The following is a 20,204-nucleotide window of genomic DNA, read 5'->3' as shown; positions in this document are numbered from 1 at the left end:
GGATTGATCTCATGCAGCTTCTCATAAAAGGCGCTGACATTTTCGCTCCTGAGGCACTGGGCAAGAAGGACATCCTGATTGCTGCTGGCAAAATCATTGCTATTGAAGATGCAATTGATACAGCAAGTCTGGTTGGCTCTGTAGAGGTTATCGACGGCACCGGAAAGATTGCTATTCCGGGCCTCGTTGATACCCATCAGCATTTTATCGGCGGCGGCGGCGAAGGTGGTTACCAGACTCGCACCCCTGAGCTGACACTGACCCAGCAGACCCTGAACGGCGTAACCACCGCTCTTGGCCTTCTTGGCACGGACTCCCTCTCCCGCCACGTGGAGAGCCTCTATGCCAAGACCATGGCGTTCAACGCAGAGGGCATCACTGCCCGCATGATCACCGGTGCCTATCACCTGCCATCTCCAACCATTACCGGTTCTGTACAGCGCGATATCGCGTTTATCGATCCAGTAATCGGTGTGAAGCTGGCACTCGCAGACCACCGCGGCCCGTTCGTCACCCGTGAGGAACTCGGCCATCTGGTTAGCGAAGTGCGTGTTGCATCTCTGATCGCTGCAAAGAAGGGTATCATCACCGTTCACACCGGCATCGGTAAGGCAGGCCTCGATCAGGTTTTCGACATTCTCGAAATCAGCGACTACCAGCCAGAACGTTTTGTGCCGACCCACATCAACCGCGAAGACATCTGGCCGTCCGCTGTAAAGCTGGCCAAGATGGGTGCGTTTATTGATGGTACCGGCGTCCTCATCGACGATGGTAGCCGTGGCAAGATGACCTGCGCAGAAGCAACCCGCCTCAGCATCGAGGAAGGCATTGCAAATCGCTTTACCTTCTCTTCCGATGCTGGCGGCTCCATGCCTCGCTGGAACGAAGATCGTACCCGTATCGTTGGTATGGGCGTAGGCACCCCTGACAGCCTTCTTATCGAAGTGCGTCGTGGTGTTGAGAAAGGCCTCACCCTTTCCCAGATGCTTGCTCCTGTGACCGCGAACGCAGCACACCAGATGGGCCTTGAAGAAAGCAAGGGCCACCTTGCAACTGGCTTTGACGGCGACGTTGTTCTGCTCGACAACTCCACCCTCATGCTGACTGATACGATCGCAAAAGGCCGTATCATGGTCGCAGACGGTGAAGCTGTCGTAAAAGGCACTTTCGAATAAGATCTAGATTCTTGGCTAAGAGATATGAAAAGGCGGCTCATTGGGCCGCCTTTTTTGCATCCAAACGGGATCAGCCAACAGCCTATTAAGGCCCTGCATTTGTCCAGTTGATCGATGCTTCCCAGTTCTCCAGAAAGTTACTCTTTTTCAAACCATCAAGGTAAGTGAGCAGAGCTGGTCCTATTTTGATAGGCACAAGCGGTGTCGTATCTGCATAGGGCGCAAAGCGGGTCGCCGTGCTGTACTGGCGTGGCAAAAGGGCCGAGTTTTGCGCAAGCACTGTCTGCCCCTGCCCTGAGAGCAAGAACTCCAAAAACAGCCGCGCACCTTTCTTGTTCTGGGAAGAGTGATGAACAAACGCCGAGCGTGACATAGCCAGCGTGTAGTCTTTCAAAAACAGGATGCCCACATCGGGATTGCTCTCCACCGCAGCAAGGGCGTAGGAGCCGATCACGTTATAGCCAAGTATCAGCTCGCCCCGTGCGACTTTCTCGACAATTGTCGAGGTACAGCAGAATAGGCCCGCTCTAGCACGCCCCAAACTCTCTGTTAGACGGAACGCCTGCGCCCCCTGAATGGCATCCTGCGTTGCAAACAGATAGCCGATACCTGAACTGCGGATATCATAGGTGCCGATGCGCCGATCAAACATCTCTCCATAATCGCGGATCATGCTGGCCAAATCGGAGTGGGTCTCTGGCAACTCCATCTCCCTGAACGCCTCTTTGTTGTAAACAATCGCAGCAGGTTCCAGCGTAAACCCGAACAGTTCATCACGCCATTTCGCCCACGTCGGAAGCTCTTCAGAACCCACCATATTGAGCTTGAGCGCAAAGCCTGAGTTGACGAGCTTTACCTGTAGGTCCATCGCAGGACTGATAACAATATCAATCGGCTCTTCAGAGGACGCCTTGGTGGACGTGACGCGCTTGTAGAGATCGTTTGTATTGTAGTCGCTGTACTCAACAACGTATTCAGGGTAACGCGCCTCAAAGCCCTTTATAATCGGCAAAAAGGCCTCTGTGTCTGTCGCGCTGTGAATGTGTAGGGCTTTCCTGTCGATAGCGGAAGCGCTGCCAGTCAGCATCACAAGCACAGCGATAGAAGCGATTAGGCTACGCATGCATCCGCTCCCTTTTTAAAGCGCATTGAAACGCGAAGCCCGCCCAAAGGCGATTGTGTCAAAACCAACTCGGCACCATGGGTTTGCGCCACTGCAGAAACGATAGACAGCCCCAAGCCCGAATTGGCCCTTCTCTCACCAAGTGACCGGAAGCGCTCTAGTGCAGCAGCGCGCATATCCTCCGGAATACCCTCACCCGCATCATCAACGCACACGCTAACAGAGCCCTTATCCGCAGCCACTCTAAGTTCGATGTGGTTGATCTCCGGACCATGCTGAACAGCGTTGTGCAGCAAGTTTCGAAGAGCCTCTCGAATTGCTATCGGATCACCCCAAATTGGCGTCAGATCCTCTTCTTCTTCGCCCACACACGAGAATTCGAATTCGACCTTGCTCGCCATGTAGTCGCGCAGTGTTTGTTCCAGAACGTCCTTTGCAAGCTGGCAAAGATCTACCGCCTGCATCACCTGATTATCGGCGCGGTGAATGACCATCGCATGGGAAATAAGCTGGTTCGTCAGGCGGATCGTGCGCCTCGTCTGATCCTCAACGCGGCTAATGCGTTCGCGCATCTCAGGCAGGTTGTCTTGCTCCCTCGCAAGTTCCAACTGCCCTTGCAGCGTACTGAGTGATGTTCTGGTCTGGTGCGCAACATCAGCAATAAAGGTTTGGGAATGATCCAGACTCTTTCGTAGACGTTCAATAAAGCCATTAATCGAACCAATGAGACTGGCAACCTCTCTGGGCGACTGTGGCTTAAGCGGTGTCAGATCGGTCGTATCACGCTGGCGCAGTTCTGCTTCAATACCAATCAGCGGATGCAGGGCTTTGTTGATGCCAAACCATACAAAGATCAAACCGACGATGGTGATAAGCGTTGCAACACCAAGACCATTTTGTATGAGGTCAAACTCAAGCTCAGAGCGGGCCAATCGCGTTTGCCCCAGTTCCACAACAACCCAACCGGAATACCCCGCGCCGCGCAAATAGCGCGCCTGCACAATAAAGCGCATCGGCTCGCCAGAGTAGCTCCGGTCAAAAAACTCTGGCTCCGAGGACGGCTCATAATCATCAGGCAACGGGAGATCATCACTGCCTGTTATCGTGCCACCAGTAACGGTAAATACACGATAGAACACCCTGTCATTGGGGGCGAGCCCAAGTGTCTCCATCGCGGAATAGGGAATATCTACACTGGGCTTGCCGTGGGAAACAAAGCTTCGCTCCAAAATGGAAAGCGCAGCACTCTTTAAGAGACGATCATAAGACTGGTTGGCGCTCTCTTTCGCGTAGGTCCACAAACCAATGTAGATGATGGAGAGAATAACGACGAAGGCACTGCCCATTCCGATGAGCAGGCGACGACGGAGCGAGCGTTGTTTCACCGGTCTTCTGCTATTCTGTAACGTGCGCAATATAACCCAGCCCCCGCACGGTCTTGATCTGGAACGCCGAACCGTCAGTCTTGCGCCTTAGCCGCGTAACCATCTGCTCAACCGCATTGAGGCTTGGTACCTCTTCGAAAGTGTAGATCTTGTCTGCTAGGTCTTCCTTCGTCAGCACCCTGCCCAAGTTGCCAAGAAATACCTCCAGTAGCTGCACCTCCCTATTTCGTAGGGCACAGTCCACACCATCAATGCTTGCGGTCTTAGCTAGGCGGTCGAAAACAAAGTTGCCCGCTTTGAACTGGTTCGTAGCATCCCCCGCCTGCCTTCTTGCCAGCACACGGCAACGGGCCGATAGCTCGCGGAAATCAAAGGGTTTGGTGAGATAGTCGTCTGCCCCCGCATCCAACCCGATCAACCGGTCATCAACTTCAGAGCGGGCCGACAGGATGAGAACGGGCGTCGCATCGTTCCTTTGCCGTATGGTTCTCAAAACATCAAAGCCACTGCGATCCGGTAGATTGATATCAAGGACCACCAAGTCGAACTCTTTATGGCGCAGAAGGTCACATGCCTCCTCACCCAAAGCTTCGCGATCTATCGCATGACCTTCGCTTTTAAACCGCTCTACGATTGTCTCGGCTAGGTCGTCGTTGTCTTCTACTAGCAGCATCCTCATGACAACATATGATAGCAGAACGCATTTTTCTCACCACTTTTAAGAGTAAAAAACTGCGACGAGTCAGCGTGGTGTCAGGTTGCTGTCAACAGAGAGTCAGCTTTGTCGTTTATCAAGGATTGCAGGACGGAAATTAAGCTGTCGATCGAGAGAAGGTCCTTGGGGGAGGATTTAAGCAAAGGATCTCTTGGATGACAGTCTTGGAGAAAATCGCAGAAATTTCAGAGAATTGGAGCTTTCAAAAATTAAGAAAGCAACCCAATGACGCCTGTCATAACAGGTAGTGGATTTGACCGGATATGCCGAAAGTACAGGCCGGCATTGATGGCTAAACCCACCCTTGATGGCAGGCTACCTTTATGCCGGACGACGATGGCGGAACTGCACATATTGTGTTTAACACAACCCGTACAGATGACCCCACCCGCAAATGTCGCCATCTCGTCCGGCATACTTCTCTCTCGAAGCACTTAGACGCCGATAACGAACCCTGCAATTCGAATCATAATCGCTAAGTGACAGAGCCGTTTCTGCATCCCAAGTTACGACATACAGCCGCACCTATCGTAGTTTTGCTGAGCAGCCCGAGACTCAGCACAAGCAAGTCCTCTCCCAAGACTTGCACTTGGACACGAAGACGAGGAGTGAACCTTGTTAGAGGTCACCTTCGTGTCCGGGGCTAAGGCCCGCCAGGAAACCGCTTCGCCCCTCGGGCGGAGCGGTTTTTCCTTTTGGCAGTGGCGTTAAGTTCGGTATGACCCGAGGCCCAACCAAACAAAAATTACACCTGCGATAAATATTATAATCTCCATTAAATTTTGACTTAGAATAATCGCCACCTATCAATGCAAATATCTATATAAATTTAAAAACTATACGTGTTATTAATAACTATACCAACACCCCTGAATTAGGCACAGTTTACCCAGCACAGTGGATCTGTTGCATTTTAGGGAGACATAAAATGAAGATGCTTAAAGCGGCAATCATCGCTGGGGTAATGAGCGCCATTCCACTTACCGCAAGTGCACAAACCATATTGCGTTTGGCTGAGAACCAGCCAGAAGATAACGCCGTTACAATTGCAATGCACAAGTTCGCAGAGCTCGTTAAACAGAAGACCAACGGGGAGGTTCTGGTCGATGTTTATTCTGGCGGGCAGCTTGGTCAGGAAGTTGAAACCATTGAACAGGCACAGGCAGGCATCATCGACTTCGCCCGTGTAAACACTGTTCCACTTGCAAACGTCAGCCCAAGCATGGGCGTTGTAACGCTTCCTTACATCTTCAAGGACGCAGACCACAAATACCAAGTTCTCGATAGCGAAATCGGCAAGACCGTCCGCACCGATCTCGAACAATTCGGCCTCATCGGCTTCGACTTCATGGAAGCGGGCACCCGCAACTTCTACACCCGCTCCGACAAGCCAATTAACAGCATTGAAGATTTGAAGGGCCTGAAAATCCGCGTTCAGCCTGCACCGATCTCCATCCGCATGACCGAGCTGCTCGGCGCGACTCCAACGCCTATGAACTACGGCGAAGTATTCTCCGCCCTTCAGTCTGGCGTTATCGATGGCGCAGAGAACGATTACGTGAGCTACCTGACTTCATCCCACTATGAAGTTGCAAACGTGATCGTGGAAGATGGCCATCTTAGCCCTCCAGCTATTTTGCTGATGAACAAAGCACGCTTCGACACACTGCCTGCCGAACAACAGACAGCGATATCTGAAGCAGCCCGCGAAGCCGCCCTTTTCGAGCGTGAAGCAATGTTTGAAGGCAATCGTGTAGCGAAGGAAAAGGTAATCGAAGCTGGCGTGAAGGTCATCACCATCGACAACACGCCGTTCCAAGAAGCGGTTATGCCGCTCTACAGTGAATACCCGCACCTGAATGATCTTGTAGAAGACATCATCGCGTTCAAAACCAAGTAAGAACAATCAAACGGACGGATATGGAACCATATCCGTCCGCTTTTTCTAGCCGACATTACTACCCCTCAATTCGAGCAGACCCAAGCCACCGCGCAAGCACCTTGCCCGCGTGCTCAGGCTACCCCTTTCCGCCATCTCGAATGGAAAGCCGATCATGAAAGCCCTTCAAAGAACTCTCAAACTGATCGACACGATTATGGAGTGGACCTGCCACGCACTCCTGACTGGCATTCTGGCCGTAACCGTCATGCAGGTGTTTTTACGTTTTATCGTCAACAACCCGACCAGTTGGTCAGAGGAAGTTGCCCTCTTGATGCTTATCTGGTTTGGCCTGATTGGCTGCGGCATCATGGTTGGCCGCAACGGGCACATCGCCATTACCTATTTCAGAGACATCCTGCCAAGGGGCAACGGCATCTACCTCGACCTTTTTGCCGACGTTGCCGTTCTGGTTTTCTCGCTGTTTCTTGTTTCTGTATCTGGAGACCTTATCAAGCTCGTTGGCTACCAGATCATGCCAGCCTCCGGCCTTTCCCGCGCTTGGCTCTACTGGCCCGTTGCTGCAGGCGGCTGCCTGATGGTGCTGAACGGAACAGTGAACCTCCTAACAACGCTCTGCAAACTTAAAGAACACCTCCAGAAGGATAACGAGGCCTCCGCATGACCGACTATCTTGGCATTTTTATTCTTCTTGGCAGCTTTGGCGCCCTCATGGCGCTGCGTGTTCCAATCGCCTTCGCCCTAGGCCTTTCATCCATTACCACTGCACTTTATCTCGGCCTGCCACTGCTCATGGTGGCGCAAAAAATGGTGAACGGGCTTAACTCATTCACCTTCCTTGCCGTCCCGTTTTTCATTCTCGCCGGACAGATCATGACAGAAGGCGGCATATCCGAACGCCTCGTTCGGTTTGCCGATACGCTCGTGGGACGCGTTAGAGGCGGCATTGCACAGGTGAACATCCTCACCAGCATGCTCTTTGGCGGCATTTCCGGCTCCTCAGTTGCCGACGTTGCCTCTATTGGCTCTTTCCTTATTCCGGGTATGGTCAAACGCGGCTATTCGCCAAGCTTTGCAACGGCTGTAACCGTTAGCTCATCCGTTCAGGGTGTACTCATCCCGCCTAGCCAAAACATGATCTATTACGCTCTGGCTGCAGGCGGCTTGCCAATCAGCAAACTCTTCCTTGCCGGATATATTCCGGGCGTTTTGATCGGCACCACCATGATGGCTATGTGCTTCGTGATAGCACTGATTGAAAAGCACCCGCGCGGAGACCGCTACACCTTCAAAGAAGCCTTGAAGACAACAGCAGAAGCATCCATCGGCCTCTTCACAATCGTCATCATTATCGGCGGTATTGTGCTTGGCGTCTTCACAGCAACAGAGTCCGCAGCTGTTGCAGCAACTTACGCTCTCGTCATTTCGTTCTTTGTCTACCGCACAATGACAGCGGGCAAGTTGCTAACCGTAATGCGTAGTTCTCTTGAAACTCTGGCAATGGTCATCGCAATTATTATGACCTCTTCCGCCTTTGGTTTCTTACTGTCATTCCTCAAAGTGCCGTCAGCCCTTTCCTCAGCAATCTTCTCGCTGACATCAGACCCAATCGGCGTTCTGCTGTGCATCAACCTGCTCCTTCTGTTCCTTGGCATGTTGATGGACATGGGTATTCTGATCCTGATCCTCACCCCTATCTTGCTGCCTGTAGCAACAAGCATTGGCGTGGACCCAATCCATTTCGGAATGATCATGCTAGTCAATCTGGGTATCGGTCTGATAACCCCACCTGTGGGCACATCACTCATCGTGGGCTGTACCATCGCCAGAATTCCGGTAGAAAAGTCATTAAAGAGCCTGCTACCGTTCTATGTGCTGATGTTCGTAATCCTGATGCTGATCACATATGTACCCCAGCTATCGCTCTTCCTTCCTAACCTCTTAGGCTAGAAGCTCGATGTCGGTTCCTATGAAAAGCAATCTTGGCAATTCCCCAGCGCTGGATATCTTCAATCTGGTGCTTCAGGGCAAAGCAAACTCCCGAAGGGATATTGCCAAGATACTAAGCATGCGCCCCAATACTGTTTCTGATTGCGTTTCTCACTTAGTGGAGAAGGGAATAGTTTGGGAACATACAGAAAAAGGCGGCGGAAGAGGCAGGCCGGTGGTAACGCTGGCCCCGAACGCCAATAAATTCCTCTGCATTTTCATACAGATCATTGGCCTGTCGGCAGTCGTCACCAATATCAATATCGCAGGACAGGAACTCTGGTCGCAGACCTCAGAATTGCCTGCAGAAAGCAGCACCGCCGACATCTTGGAGGCCTTCAAAAAGCTACATCAGCAGGCCCTTCAGCAAGTCCCGTCTCAGTCTACGGTAGCCGCGCTTGTCTTTTCTCTCGGCGGCATTTTGGACATCAAAAACAAGGTCTGGCAGTTCTCATCGCGCTGGCCGAACATGCAAGACCTTGATCTAAAACAGGTCCATGGAGCGGCACCCTACTCGCTCCACCTTTATAAGAATATCAATCTGGAGCTATCTGCCCACGATCTGAAAAGGACTGGAAACGAAGAAACCACACTGCTCGTTCACTGGGGCCAAGGCATCGGCTGCGCTGTAAGCCCAACCCCAGCAGAAACCAATCAAAACGCAGGACGATTTGGCGAGATCGGCCACTGGAAGCTATCCCGCACCGCAAACGCTAGATGTCATTGTGGCAACGCTGGCTGCGTGGAAACCATCGCAGCCCTTTGGGCCTTACAGCCGCATCTGAAAGCGAAGTGGCCGGATATTGCCGATGATGAGCTAACCATCGCTCCGGACCTTCAATCTCTCGACCTATTGGGGCTACCGGTGTTCACTGACGCTCTGAATGCAGTCTCGAACGTCATAACCAACCTCAACTTCCTTCTCTTTCCGCAGACTATTTTGGTCTCTGGCCCCTTCGTCCAAAACCCTTTCGTTTGGGCGGAGCTGAACAGAACGTTCCTGAAGGATGCGATGATATCGGGCGTAGATACCCCGAAACTTCAAGTCGCCACCCGAAGCTCGGAGCTCGAACGACTTGGCGCTCTGGGAAAAATCATGCCGGATGTACTATTCCGGCACCTTTCAGAGATCCGGCAGGATCCCGGTTGATGCGGCCTTTTTCATCGATTTTCGCATTTGCTTTCAATTTTCCACAGACTCAGAAATAAATATCGGCAGACCCGTAACGTCATAGAACTTTACCCACCTTTTCAGCAAATAAATATAATATCGTACTCGTTATTAATATATTGACAGCCACACCCTTCCATGTTCTTCTGAGCCTACAAAGGCTCCCCAAAAGCCCACCCAAACAAATAGTTAGATCCTGATCACAGACCCCGGAGATCCTCATGGAAATTATCAAAGCATCAAGCAAACTCGAGCTTGGCAAAATGGCTGCCGAACTCGGCGCAGCAGCCCTCAAGAAAGTGATTGAAGAGAAAGGCCATGCAAACATCATCGTTGCGACCGGCGCCTCTCAGTTTGAGCTGCTAGAAGCTTTGACTGATAAAGCTCAGGGCATCGACTGGACGAAAGTCACAGCATTCCACTTGGACGAATACGTTGGTCTGCCAATCACCCACCCTGCAAGCTTCCGCAAGTACCTCAATGAGCGTTTCGTAGACCAGACAGACGGTGCTGTTGAGTTCATTCCGGTCAATGCCGATGCAGACGACCTTGAAGAAGAGCTGAAAAAGCTGAGCGACCGCGTAAGCCAGATTGAAATCGACATCTGCTTTGCAGGTATTGGCGAGAACTGCCATCTGGCATTCAATGATCCGCCAGCAGACTTCGAAACCGAAGTTCCTTACATCATCGTTGAGCTGGATGAAATCTGCCGCAAACAGCAGTTTGGTGAAGGCTGGTTCGAAACAATGGAAGCAGTTCCAACCAAAGCTGTATCCATGAGCATTCGCCAGATCATGAAGTCCAAGAAGATCATTCTCTCCGTTCCTGACGAGCGCAAAGCTCAGGCTGTAAAAGACGCAGTTGAGGCGGCTGTTGATCCGAAGTTCCCGGCTTCCATCTGCCGTACGCACGCTGACTGCACCTTGCTGCTGGACCCTGAGTCCGCATCCCTGCTCTCATAATTAGGGAGGCAACCAGTTCTATTGTGTCTGACATGGTTTTCACCGCCGATGATGGTCTAAACCATCTGCAACTGACCTGTGATGAAAGCGGCTTTATCCTGAACAAGGAAGCCGCCACACCGCAGTCATCAGATGGCGATAACTACATCACTCGCGGGCTTATCGACATTCAGGTAAACGGCTTTGCCGGTGTCGACTTCAACAGAGATGACCTAACCAAGGACGAACTCGAAACCGCGCTTACTGCCATGTTGAAAGCGGGTGTTACAACCTGCCTTCCAACTATCATCACTGGCACACCAGAGCAATTGCTTAAACGCTTTACAGCTCTTGATCGTGCAATCAGCGAAACGCAGTTGGGCGACCTTATGGTTCCCGGTTACCACTTGGAAGGACCATTCCTCAGTCCGCTTGAAGGCTTCCATGGCGCTCACCCGCCTGAAGCTATGTCAGATGCAAACTGGTCCCTGATCGAAAAGCTGGAAGAGAACCTTACCCGCCCGATCCTGATCATCACAATCGCCGCAGAAGTTGGCGGCGCTGAGGCCTTTATCAAGGAAGCTACATCAAGGGGTAAGATTGTCTCCATTGGTCACTCCAATGCAGATGCCGCTTCCCTTGAGCGTGCTGTTGCCGCTGGCGCTAAACTCAGCACTCATTTAGGCAACGGCCAACCACAAATGTTGCCGCGCCTTGATAACCCTGTGCTGCGCCAATTGGGTGAAGATCGCCTCAACGCTTCCTTCATTCCAGACGGCATCCACATTCCGCCTACCACTCTCAAGTCATTCCTGAGAGCAAAGGGGCTGGAACGGTCGATTATCGTCACAGATGCATCAACAGGTGCCGCATGCCCTCCGGGCATCTACCAGTTCGCAGGTATGGAGATTGAAGTCGTTCAAGACGGTTCCGTTAGGAAGCCGGGCGAGATGAACCTTGCCGGTTCTGCCCTTGCTCTGGACCAAGGCGTGAGAAACCTCATCGAATGGGGCTTTGTAACACCGAGAGAAGCAATCAGATTGGCATCCGCCAATCCCGCCGCTCTACTCGCTCCAGCGTTTGCAGCTCACGGTATAAAGGAACGTCTCAGCTTGGTGGAATGGTCGAGCGACTGGAAACCTCAGTCCGCCCGCATTGGAACACAGGCCTTCAAGCTTTGAGAGACAAGCATCGGCCTTGCGAGTGCACCAAGGCTCATCCAAGCAACAAAAAAGGGCGGAAATTTCCGCCCTTTTTGCTTTAGCATCGCCATGCCCTTATTGAGCAAAGAGATTGAGGTTAAGCTGCGTCGCAACAGATCGCACCGCAGCCTGACCGCGAATACTATTACCACTTGGATCAAGCGGTGGAGCAAATCCGGCAATAGCCATCTTGCCCGGCACAACGGCCAGAATACCGCCACCAACACCGCTTTTACCTGGAAGGCCAACCTCATAGGCAAAGTCGCCAGAAGCTGTGTAGAGCCCTTCCATCATCATCTCAGCAAGGATGTGCTGGGTGTTTTCCTTCTTGATGACGGTTTTGCCGGTAACAGGGTTCACACCATGATTAGCCAGTGTCGCACCCATGGTTGCCAAGTCCACCGCGCTAATAAGCGTGGAACACTGACGGGTGTAGATATCCAGCGCTTCCAGTGGATCAGAGTAGCAAGTTCCAGCGGAATAGAGGATCCAAGCGATCGCTCTATTGTGGAAGTTGGTTGTCTGCTCAGACTCGTTGACTTCGTCACTCAAAGAGATGCCTCTGCCAGCGAACGCAGACTGCATATCTAGAATTCTCTGCCAACGGGCCTCGGTATCACTGCCAGTCACCAGACTTGCTGTAGCAATAGCACCCGCATTGACCAATGGAGACAACGGCTTGCCTTTTGCCAGTTCCAGCGCAAGCACGGAGTTGAACGGCATACCGGTTGGGTTCGCGCCCACTTTGTCACGAATAGCCGGAGCGCCAACCTCATCCATCACCAGAGCCAGTGTAAACACCTTGGAGATGGACTCGATTGCAAATTCAAACCGACTGTCACCAGCTTCAAAGACCCGGCCATCTGCGGTGACGATAGCGGCACCGCAGAGGTTGGAGTCGACCGAAGCCAGATAAGGAATGTAGCTGGCATTTTCGCCTGCAGTTTCCTTGAGTGCCTCTTTGTGGGCAGTTCCTACTGCCTGTTTAAGCATGGCATCTGAATAGTTCTCAGACATAGGTCTCTCCTGCCATCCCTTTATTTAGCTTCGTGGCTCTTTGCTGCAGCATCTGCTGCCGCATCGGTCTGCCATGTGAACGGTTCTAGATCGCCTTCATCAGATGGAATTTTCCAGCTTGGTTTACGCAGGGCGTAGATGATGAAAGGAATGGACACGAATACAACGTTGCCGAGGATCAAGAAGCCAATCCACTCTGTGCTGCTGCCGATTTCGATCTGAGCAGGAGGCAAGAAGCTTAGGCCATAGGCAAGGAGCGCACCCACAAGACCAATACCGCCTACGATGATGATACCGAACTTGCCACCAGGAACACGGTAAGGGCGTTCAAGGTCTGGCTCTCTGAAGCGCAGGTAGATCGCAGCCGCAAACATCAACATGTACATGATCAGATAGAGCATGATGGTGAGCTGTGACAGGATCTGGTAGGCAGCCTGTACGGAAGGCAGAACAACAAAGAGCAGGACGAGAAGGGTTACAACACTACCCTGAATGAGCAGGATGTTTACCTGAACGCCATTCTTGTTGGTTTTCTGCATGAATGGAGGCAGATAGCCAGCGTGACCAACGGAAAGAAGACCACGGCTAGGACCACCGATCCACGTAGACACACCAGCCAAAACACCAACTGCCAGGGCAACAGCCATAACAGGGGCAAGGAAGCCAATGCCTAGGGCATCAAAATAGTCAAAGTAGGCAACCAGAAGACTCTGGGTCAGGTTGATTTCACTTTGAGGAATAATGAAGCCGATCGCCAAGGTACCAAGCACAAACAGTACAACGGTGATGATTGAGGAAAGGAAGATCGCTTTAGGATAGTTCTTGGTTGGGTTTTCAATTTCACGAACGTGCACCGCACTCATTTCCATACCTGCATAGAACAGGAAGATACTGGAGGCGAGAACGAGGTTGTTCAGGTTGGTTAGATCCGGGAAGAGATCTGCTTCGCGAATTGGCATCTGGATTGGCTTACCCATAACCACCCAGAGAATACCGAAGAGAATAATGATAGCACCCGGAATAATGGTACCGATCATGGCGCCATATTTACTGAGCTTTGCAAGAGCGCCAACACCGCGAAGGTTGACCAGCGTTGCACCCCAGTAAACAACCAGACAGGTAATCAGCACATACATTTTGTTGGCTGACAGCGCCTGATCCCATGTTTGGTCGGGACCAATAAAGGCTAGGGACACAGCCGCAAAGGTAAGAACGGTTGGGAACCAGATTGTACTTTCAATCCAGAGGAGCCAGATAGCCAGGAAACCCAGCTTTGGCCCAAACGCCTCGCCCACCCAGCGGAACACACCACCTTTCTGGGGGAGCGAGGACGCGAGCTCCGCTGCAACCAGGGACACTGGGATCAGGAAGAACACCGCCGCAAAGAGGTAGTAGAAAATGGAACCAAGCCCGTATACCGCCTCTGCTGGCAAGCCTCGAAGGCTTACCACCGCCGCAACGTTCATAATTGCCAGTGTAAAGACCGAAATCTTGACTACACCAGCCGCACTGGGTTGCTGAGTCTTGCTCGTAGTTGCATCGGACATTCTATTATCTCACAAGGTTATTGTTTTAGTTATGCTTGTAAGAGCCGCGTTCTTTTTCGGTGAGTGGAACGCTGACTGGGTGATTTTCAAAGTGCGCAATCGCTCTTTGCATGTCTTCCAGAAGAAGCGCAGCAAGGTCACGGCTAACGCCCTGACGAACCATGATGCGGATCACATCAATGTTTGCCACGTTTGCTGGAAGTTTGAAGGCAGGAACCTGCCAACCACGTTCAAGCAGTTTTGCACTTAGATCGTAGAGGGAGTAAGGGAGCGTCACGCCATCCTTCACCTTGAAGCAAACCGCAGGAATACCTTCCTTCGGATCACCGGTATTGATGAATTCAAACGGACCAAGCTTGGCGATTTCCTCCGAGAGCCACATGGTGGTGTCGTAGCAAGCCTGCTGGACACGACGGTAGCCCTCACGGCCCAAACGGTTAAGCAGATAGTACTGGGCGATCACCTGACCCGCTGGACGGGAGAAGTTAATGGCCAATGTACCCACTTCACCGCCAAGATAAGGCACGGAGAAGATCAGATCCTTGGAGAGTTCTTTTTCATCACGCCAAACAACCCAACCTGCACCAAGTGGGGCAAGACCATATTTATGGCCGGAGGTGCTGATGGATTTTACGCGAGGCAGGCGGAAGTCCCAGATAACTTCTGGTGCGCAGAACGGAGCAAGGAAACCACCGGAAGCCGCATCAACGTGAATGTCGATACTGATACCGGTCTTCTTTTCGTATTCATCAAGCGCTTTGGCGATTGGTTCAACGAACTCGTACTGGCCAGTGTAGGTAACACCGAAGGTTGGAACAACGCAGATGGTGTTTTCGTCAATTGCATTCAGCATGGCTTCGGGGGTCATGTGGAATGCACCCTCTTCCATCGGCAATTCGCGGATTTCAATATCCCAATAGCGACAGAATTTATGCCAACAAACCTGAACGGGACCACATACGAGGTTCGGCTTGTCGGTAGACTTACCTTCAGCGCGACGGCGTTCTCTCCAACGCCATTTCGCAGCAAGACCACCAAGCATACAAGCTTCAGAGGAACCTACAGTCGAGGTGCCGATCGTGGTTGTTGCTTCAGGGGAGTTCCATAGATCAGCGAGCATATGTACACACCGCATTTCTAGCTCAGCGGTCTGCGGATACTCACTCTTGTCGATCATGTTACGGTCAATCGCCATATCCATGATCTTGTGAACCTCGTCTTCCTCCCAAGTCTGGCAGAAAGTTGCTAGGTTCTGACGTGGGTTCCCGTCGAGGTACAGCTCATCAAGAACAACCTGCATGATTTCGCGTGCATTTTGCTCTTGCTCAGGGAACTTGTATTTGGGTAGAGGCTTGCTGACATCACTGCCAGCAAACACAGAATCCAGAATGCTGAAACGCAGCTCGTCCCGCTTATTAACGCTCATGGACTATATCCTTATTTTTGTAGCGTGCTTATTTTCGTCAGCGTGTTGGATTAGCGTGTAGGGGTCTTACACCTCCTGAAGAGCGTTAAGCATCCAGAGAGCTTTCTCATGGAAAGCAAGGCGGTCTGCCATCAGATCGTTGCTGACATAGTCATCGGCGTCGTCAGCGACATCGGCTGCAAAACGGATCTTACGAATAAGGCGCTGGTGGTCTTCAGCAAGGTGAGCAACCATTTCACCAGCAGCCGGTGGACTATCAGGAAGGGAGACGAGCTTGTCGCCTTTCAAACCATCCTTAGTAATAATGACGAGGTGGCCAAGAGCCCGGATACGTTCAGCAATATCATCGACAGCATCGAAAAGGTTCTTGTACTGCTCTTCTGTTAGGAGGTGGAAGCTGCGGAACATAGGGCCCGTAACATTCCAATGGTAAAGGTGGGTCTTGATGGTAAGCATATAAGTGTCGATGAGAATTTCGTTCAGCTCATCGCAAACTGCTTGTCTGTTCTCTTCACTCATACCGATATGAATGTCAGAGTTTTCAGGCTTCCAACCGGTGATATTCTGGTTCATTTTCAAGTCTCCACATGCACTCAGCTTTTGATTTCTGATTCAGGGTGATCTTTGATGTGCTGCGCTAGAGCTTTGCGCAGTTCTTCTTCTTTGGTGTGGTCAAGCGAAGTCTGCATAACAACACCACCGGTGCCTTCCAGACCGGCGAGAACCTTGTCCAAAGTAACCTGATTGATCAGGACGAACAGAGCTGCACCGCCAGGCTGCAAGCTTCCGGCAACCTCTTTCATGAACTTGTCGTTGATACCGAAGTCTGTCAGCGCGCCCATCAAAGCGCCAGAAGCGGCGCCCACAGCAACACCTGCGATAGGAACAAAGAAAAGAACGCCGATCAGAAGACCCCATAGACTTCCGGTAGCAGCGCCTGCAGCAGTGGTACTGAAAATTTGATGTAGCTTGATGTGTCCGTTTTCTTTCTTTTCAGCGATTACCGCATCACCCATCTGAATGAGATACTCTTTCTGATAGGTGAAAAGCTGTTTCCGGACTTCTTCAGCTTTCTCATAACTAGGGTAGGAAATTACAACAAGGTTCGACATTTGAAATAACTCACTGTTCTTCAGTGTTTTTATTATAGAATCCAGCACCACCTTCCCAAAAGGAATGGCAAGATTACATGCAGTTAATATGGAGGATAGCCTCGAAAGGTCAACCACAAACGTCGGTATGTAGTTAAAGATGATACTACCTAGAATCTTTCAAAAACGAGCAATCTGACTATGCCAAGTTAAAAATTTACTTCAAAAACCCGATAAACATGCATGGCAGAGAATTAGAACAATAGAACGCGTCGAAAAACGCAGGAGGTCGCGTTTAAGTTGCCGGCGGGAAGTATAGAATTCACCGTTAGTCATCTGAGATATCAGAAAACACGTAATGTCCAGGGAGTTAATCGAGAGGCTGCAAGAAGAAATGAACGCAGCCTGAATAGAAAATAACCCAAAACAAATAGATCCGGTTAGCCACACAGAGTCACTAGTATATTAGCCGCTATTAGCAGTAACAGGATATACAGACACAAAAAAGGCGCAAAGCGCGCCTCAGGTTACTTAAAAAAGCTGTATTTTCTTATATTCAAAATTACCAACAATTCCTGTCCTTTTACAGTGTACACATTACCGCACCCCCTCGATTCTGCCGCATTATTTTGGTTCGACACGCCAAACCTTCCAAACACCAAGCTCAGTACAACAGCGTGAGTCCGGCATCAGATAAAAACAGCCGCCAAATAGCAAAAAGGTGACTTCCACCCCCAGCAGTTTCCACTAGATTAGGCGGAATCAAACGAAGCACACCAACACGTTTCGTGAATGATGAAGGGAACAGACATGCCGAAGGTGGGAATGGAGGACATTAGAAAGTCCGCAATCATTCAGGCAACGATTGAAGCCATTCACGAGCATGGGTACGCCAAAACAACTATGGCCGAGATATCCCGCCGCGCAGGCGTCTCAACAGGCCTACCCCACCACTACTTCGGCTCGAAGGATGCCCTTCTTAACGCGACGATGATCTCGCTGCTCAAAGACCTTCGGCAGCAAGCACGCGATAGACTGGATGGCTCAAAATCACCGAGAGAGCGCATCCTTGCCATCGTACAAGTGAACTTCACTGAAATGCAGTTCACGGCGCCAGTTATCTCTGCATGGCTTGCCTTCTACGTTCTCGCCAGAACAGACCCGCGAACACGCCGCCTACTCACGATCTATCATCGCCGTCTAATTTCAAACTTGCTGGCAGAGTATTCCAAGCTCGGAGACAAAGCCTCGGCTGAGATGGCAGCACGTGGAACAGCTGCGCTTATAGACGGCCTGTGGCTCCAATGCGCCCTTACATCGAATAGCCCAGCCGATGGGCCTGCAAAGGCCCTTGTGCAAGACTATGTAGAAAAATGCCTCGACAGCTTCAGCACCATCAAAACTTTAACTTGACTCAATTACTCATATTTAAATATACAAGAGACATCGGAGCTGATTTGCAATTCGCGTCCAGCAACTCAGCTCTTCCCATTGTTGCTCAAAGCCCCTTCTCTCCCTCTTGGGGCCTCGAGCAGTCATTCCTGACTAAAAAAGCCCGCGCAATTTGCGCGGGCTTCTTTTTTCAACATTTCGAGAACTTTATACAGGCTCGGCGTGAGAAAGGTGCAAGTACTGAAGGTAACGTTCGTACTGGGTCACAACATCAGCAATAATCTGCTCTTCGGTGTAGCCCATAACGTCGTATTCCTGACCCCCCTGTTCAAGGAAGACCTCAACGCGGAAGTAGTAGGTACCATCGTCCTGATCTGCCTTCTCGTTTTCTTCTTCCTCGGTCTCTTCGTCGATCACAAGACCACCCGGCCCCATCGCCATAGAGGTAGTGAAGTAACGTTTGCGCAGCGCATAAACAAAGCTGTCACGGTCGTTCTGCTTAATTTCCAGACGCAGGTGCGAAACACCGCTCAGAACCACCTCAAAGCCCTGCCCTTCGAACTCAGCACGCACACGCTCCAAAGCAGGCTTTGCAACGTTGCGCATGAACTCGTTTGCATCACGACGCGTCGGCTGGGAGTTGAGGGTCTGGATACGCTGTCGCCAGTCAACACCGGCCTTACTATACTGAACAGCAGTATGGTGAAGCTGCAAGTTCTTCATACGAAGAGCATCATCCTGCAACGCCTTATAAAGGCCCACGCACATCAGCATCATAACGAGAATGAACGGCATCGCACTGGCGATGGTCGCAGTCTGCAACGCAGCAAGACCACCAGCCCACAGCAGCACGATAGCAACAACACCCTGAAGCAAAGCCCAGAACACACGCTGCCAAACTGGACTATCCATCTCACCGCCAGAGGTCAGACTGTCGATAACGAGAGAGCCAGAGTCAGAGGATGTCACAAAGAACACCACAACCAGAACAATCGCGATACCGGATAGAACGCTCGTCAGCGGCAGGTATTCAAAGAACTTGAAGAGCGCGACGGACACATCCGTGTTAATGGCGGTAACGAGAGACTCGCCACCATGGTTCATGATGAGTTCGATACCACTGTTACCAAATACGGTGAACCAGACGAGGGAAACACCGGTCGGCACAAACAAGATACCGATCAGGAACTCACGAATGGTACGGCCCTTGGAAACGCGGGCGATAAAGGTACCAACGAATGGCGACCAGGAAATCCACCAGCCCCAATAGAGCAGCGTCCAACCGCCAAGCCATTCATCCTTACGCTGGTATGCATACAAGTTGAAGGTTTTATCGACGAGGTCGCTCAGGTAAGCACCGGCGTTCTGAACCAAGGTCTTCAGCAGGTAAACAGTCGGACCAACGATTAGCACCAGAGCAAGAAGGCTGAATGCAAGAACGAGGTTGAGCTCACTCAGTCTTTTAACGCCGCGATCCAAACCGGAGAACACAGAGCATGTCGCCATCAAGGTGATGATGCCGATCAGAACAATCTGAACTTCGGTAGATACAGTAATTCCAAACAGATAGTTCAGACCAGAGTTCACCTGCATCGCGCCGTAACCGAGCGATGTTGCAACACCCAGCAGCGTACCAACCACAGCAAAGATATCGACTGCATGACCGATCGGGCCGTAGATGCGCTCACCGATCAGCGGATACAGAGCAGAACGTGGCAGCAACGGCAGATGGTGGCGATAGGTGAAGTAAGCCAAACACAGCGCAACAACGCCGTATACAGCCCAACCATGCAGACCCCAGTGGAACATGGTGATCTTCAACGCTTCCCGTGCAGCCTCGACAGACTGAGGATCCCCAGTCGGCGGCGCTAGGAAGTGCATCACCGGCTCACCAACGCCGAAGAACACAAGACCAATACCCATACCAGCAGAGAACAGCATCGCGAACCAACTCGCGTAGCTATAATCCGGCACAGCATGGTCAGGACCAAGCTTGATGTCACCAAAGCGGCTCACCATGACAAGGAAGATGAAAATCAAGAAAACGGCAACGCCGAGTACATAAAGCCAGCCGACATTGGTTTCGATCCAATGTTGAATGGATTTATAGAACTCTGCAGAAGCCGTTGG

17 protein-coding genes are annotated in these 20,204 nt (G+C 51.4%); 8 read left to right on the top strand and 9 right to left on the bottom strand.

Annotated features, from left to right (window positions below):
- Positions 1-11 precede the first annotated feature (11 nt).
- The gene (gene iadA / locus E1162_RS17105; protein WP_155133882.1) at positions 12-1,175 is read left to right on the top strand and encodes a beta-aspartyl-peptidase; all 1,164 of its coding nucleotides are present in this window, start codon (positions 12-14) and stop codon (positions 1,173-1,175) included.
- Positions 1,176-1,260: 85 nt separating this feature from the next.
- Here the strand turns inward: iadA and E1162_RS17100 are convergent, their stop codons facing one another.
- The 3 genes from E1162_RS17100 to E1162_RS17090 are packed head-to-tail and all read right to left on the bottom strand — an operon-like array spanning position 1,261 to position 4,356.
- Positions 1,261-2,298, bottom strand: coding sequence for an ABC transporter substrate-binding protein (locus E1162_RS17100; RefSeq protein ID WP_155133879.1), 1,038 nt, complete (start codon positions 2,296-2,298; stop codon positions 1,261-1,263).
- On the bottom strand, positions 2,286-3,683 hold the full coding sequence (locus E1162_RS17095) for a sensor histidine kinase (protein ID WP_155133876.1): 1,398 nt from the start codon (positions 3,681-3,683) through the stop codon (positions 2,286-2,288). Before E1162_RS17095 ends, E1162_RS17100 begins: the two co-directional genes overlap by 13 nt.
- A gap of 10 nt (positions 3,684-3,693) precedes the next feature.
- Positions 3,694-4,356, bottom strand: coding sequence for a response regulator transcription factor (locus E1162_RS17090; RefSeq protein ID WP_306455049.1), 663 nt, complete (start codon positions 4,354-4,356; stop codon positions 3,694-3,696).
- Between the two features lie 970 nt (positions 4,357-5,326).
- Between E1162_RS17090 and E1162_RS17085 the strand changes: the two genes are divergently transcribed.
- The 6 genes from E1162_RS17085 to E1162_RS17060 all read left to right on the top strand — a co-directional run bounded on the left by E1162_RS17085 (position 5,327) and on the right by E1162_RS17060 (position 11,580).
- On the top strand, positions 5,327-6,298 hold the full coding sequence (locus E1162_RS17085) for a TRAP transporter substrate-binding protein (RefSeq protein ID WP_257099087.1): 972 nt from the start codon (positions 5,327-5,329) through the stop codon (positions 6,296-6,298).
- A 154-nt stretch (positions 6,299-6,452) separates the two neighbouring features.
- Positions 6,453-6,962 (top strand): TRAP transporter small permease, encoded by a 510-nt coding sequence (locus tag E1162_RS17080; RefSeq protein ID WP_155133870.1) that lies wholly within the window; start codon positions 6,453-6,455, stop codon positions 6,960-6,962.
- A complete protein-coding gene (locus E1162_RS17075; RefSeq protein WP_155133867.1) occupies positions 6,959-8,248 on the top strand; it encodes a TRAP transporter large permease in 1,290 nt (429 codons plus the stop codon). Before E1162_RS17080 ends, E1162_RS17075 begins: the two co-directional genes overlap by 4 nt.
- 19 nt (positions 8,249-8,267) lie before the next feature.
- Positions 8,268-9,437: an ROK family transcriptional regulator gene (locus E1162_RS17070; RefSeq protein ID WP_257099086.1), complete on the top strand. Its 1,170-nt coding sequence runs from the start codon at positions 8,268-8,270 to the stop codon at positions 9,435-9,437.
- A gap of 242 nt (positions 9,438-9,679) precedes the next feature.
- Positions 9,680-10,420: a glucosamine-6-phosphate deaminase gene (locus tag E1162_RS17065; RefSeq protein ID WP_155133861.1), complete on the top strand. Its 741-nt coding sequence runs from the start codon at positions 9,680-9,682 to the stop codon at positions 10,418-10,420.
- A 32-nt stretch (positions 10,421-10,452) separates the two neighbouring features.
- Positions 10,453-11,580, top strand: a complete 1,128-nt coding sequence (locus E1162_RS17060; protein ID WP_155135027.1) for an N-acetylglucosamine-6-phosphate deacetylase — start codon at positions 10,453-10,455, stop codon at positions 11,578-11,580.
- Positions 11,581-11,676: 96 nt separating this feature from the next.
- On the opposite strand, the gene glsA is transcribed toward E1162_RS17060, so the two are convergent.
- From glsA to E1162_RS17035, 5 genes are all read right to left on the bottom strand, one after another.
- Entirely contained in the window at positions 11,677-12,618 is a 942-nt protein-coding gene (gene glsA / locus E1162_RS17055) for a glutaminase A (protein WP_155133858.1), read from the bottom strand.
- 20 nt (positions 12,619-12,638) lie between these two features.
- Positions 12,639-14,165 carry a glutamine/gamma-aminobutyrate antiporter GadC gene (gene gadC / locus E1162_RS17050; protein ID WP_155133855.1) on the bottom strand — a complete coding sequence of 509 codons (1,527 nt, stop codon included), beginning with the start codon at positions 14,163-14,165 and terminating at the stop codon, positions 12,639-12,641.
- A gap of 25 nt (positions 14,166-14,190) precedes the next feature.
- Positions 14,191-15,591, bottom strand: coding sequence for a glutamate decarboxylase (gad, locus tag E1162_RS17045; protein ID WP_155133852.1), 1,401 nt, complete (start codon positions 15,589-15,591; stop codon positions 14,191-14,193).
- A 66-nt stretch (positions 15,592-15,657) separates the two neighbouring features.
- Positions 15,658-16,164 (bottom strand): Dps family protein, encoded by a 507-nt coding sequence (locus E1162_RS17040; RefSeq protein WP_155133850.1) that lies wholly within the window; start codon positions 16,162-16,164, stop codon positions 15,658-15,660.
- A 20-nt stretch (positions 16,165-16,184) separates the two neighbouring features.
- Positions 16,185-16,703 carry a DUF1269 domain-containing protein gene (locus E1162_RS17035; protein WP_155133848.1) on the bottom strand — a complete coding sequence of 173 codons (519 nt, stop codon included), beginning with the start codon at positions 16,701-16,703 and terminating at the stop codon, positions 16,185-16,187.
- Between the two features lie 789 nt (positions 16,704-17,492).
- Here E1162_RS17035 and betI point away from each other — a divergent pair.
- Positions 17,493-18,095 (top strand): transcriptional regulator BetI, encoded by a 603-nt coding sequence (gene betI / locus E1162_RS17030; protein ID WP_155133846.1) that lies wholly within the window; start codon positions 17,493-17,495, stop codon positions 18,093-18,095.
- Positions 18,096-18,281: 186 nt separating this feature from the next.
- Here the strand turns inward: betI and E1162_RS17025 are convergent.
- The coding region (locus E1162_RS17025) for a BCCT family transporter (protein ID WP_155133845.1) at positions 18,282-20,204 on the bottom strand (1,923 nt) is incomplete at its 5' end.

It is taken from the genome of Pseudovibrio flavus, assembly GCF_009711345.1.
Lineage (GTDB): Bacteria > Pseudomonadota > Alphaproteobacteria > Rhizobiales > Stappiaceae > Pseudovibrio > Pseudovibrio flavus.
The sequence above is the reverse complement of the archived record's forward strand: the minus strand, read 5'-3'. Positions and strand labels throughout refer to the sequence as shown.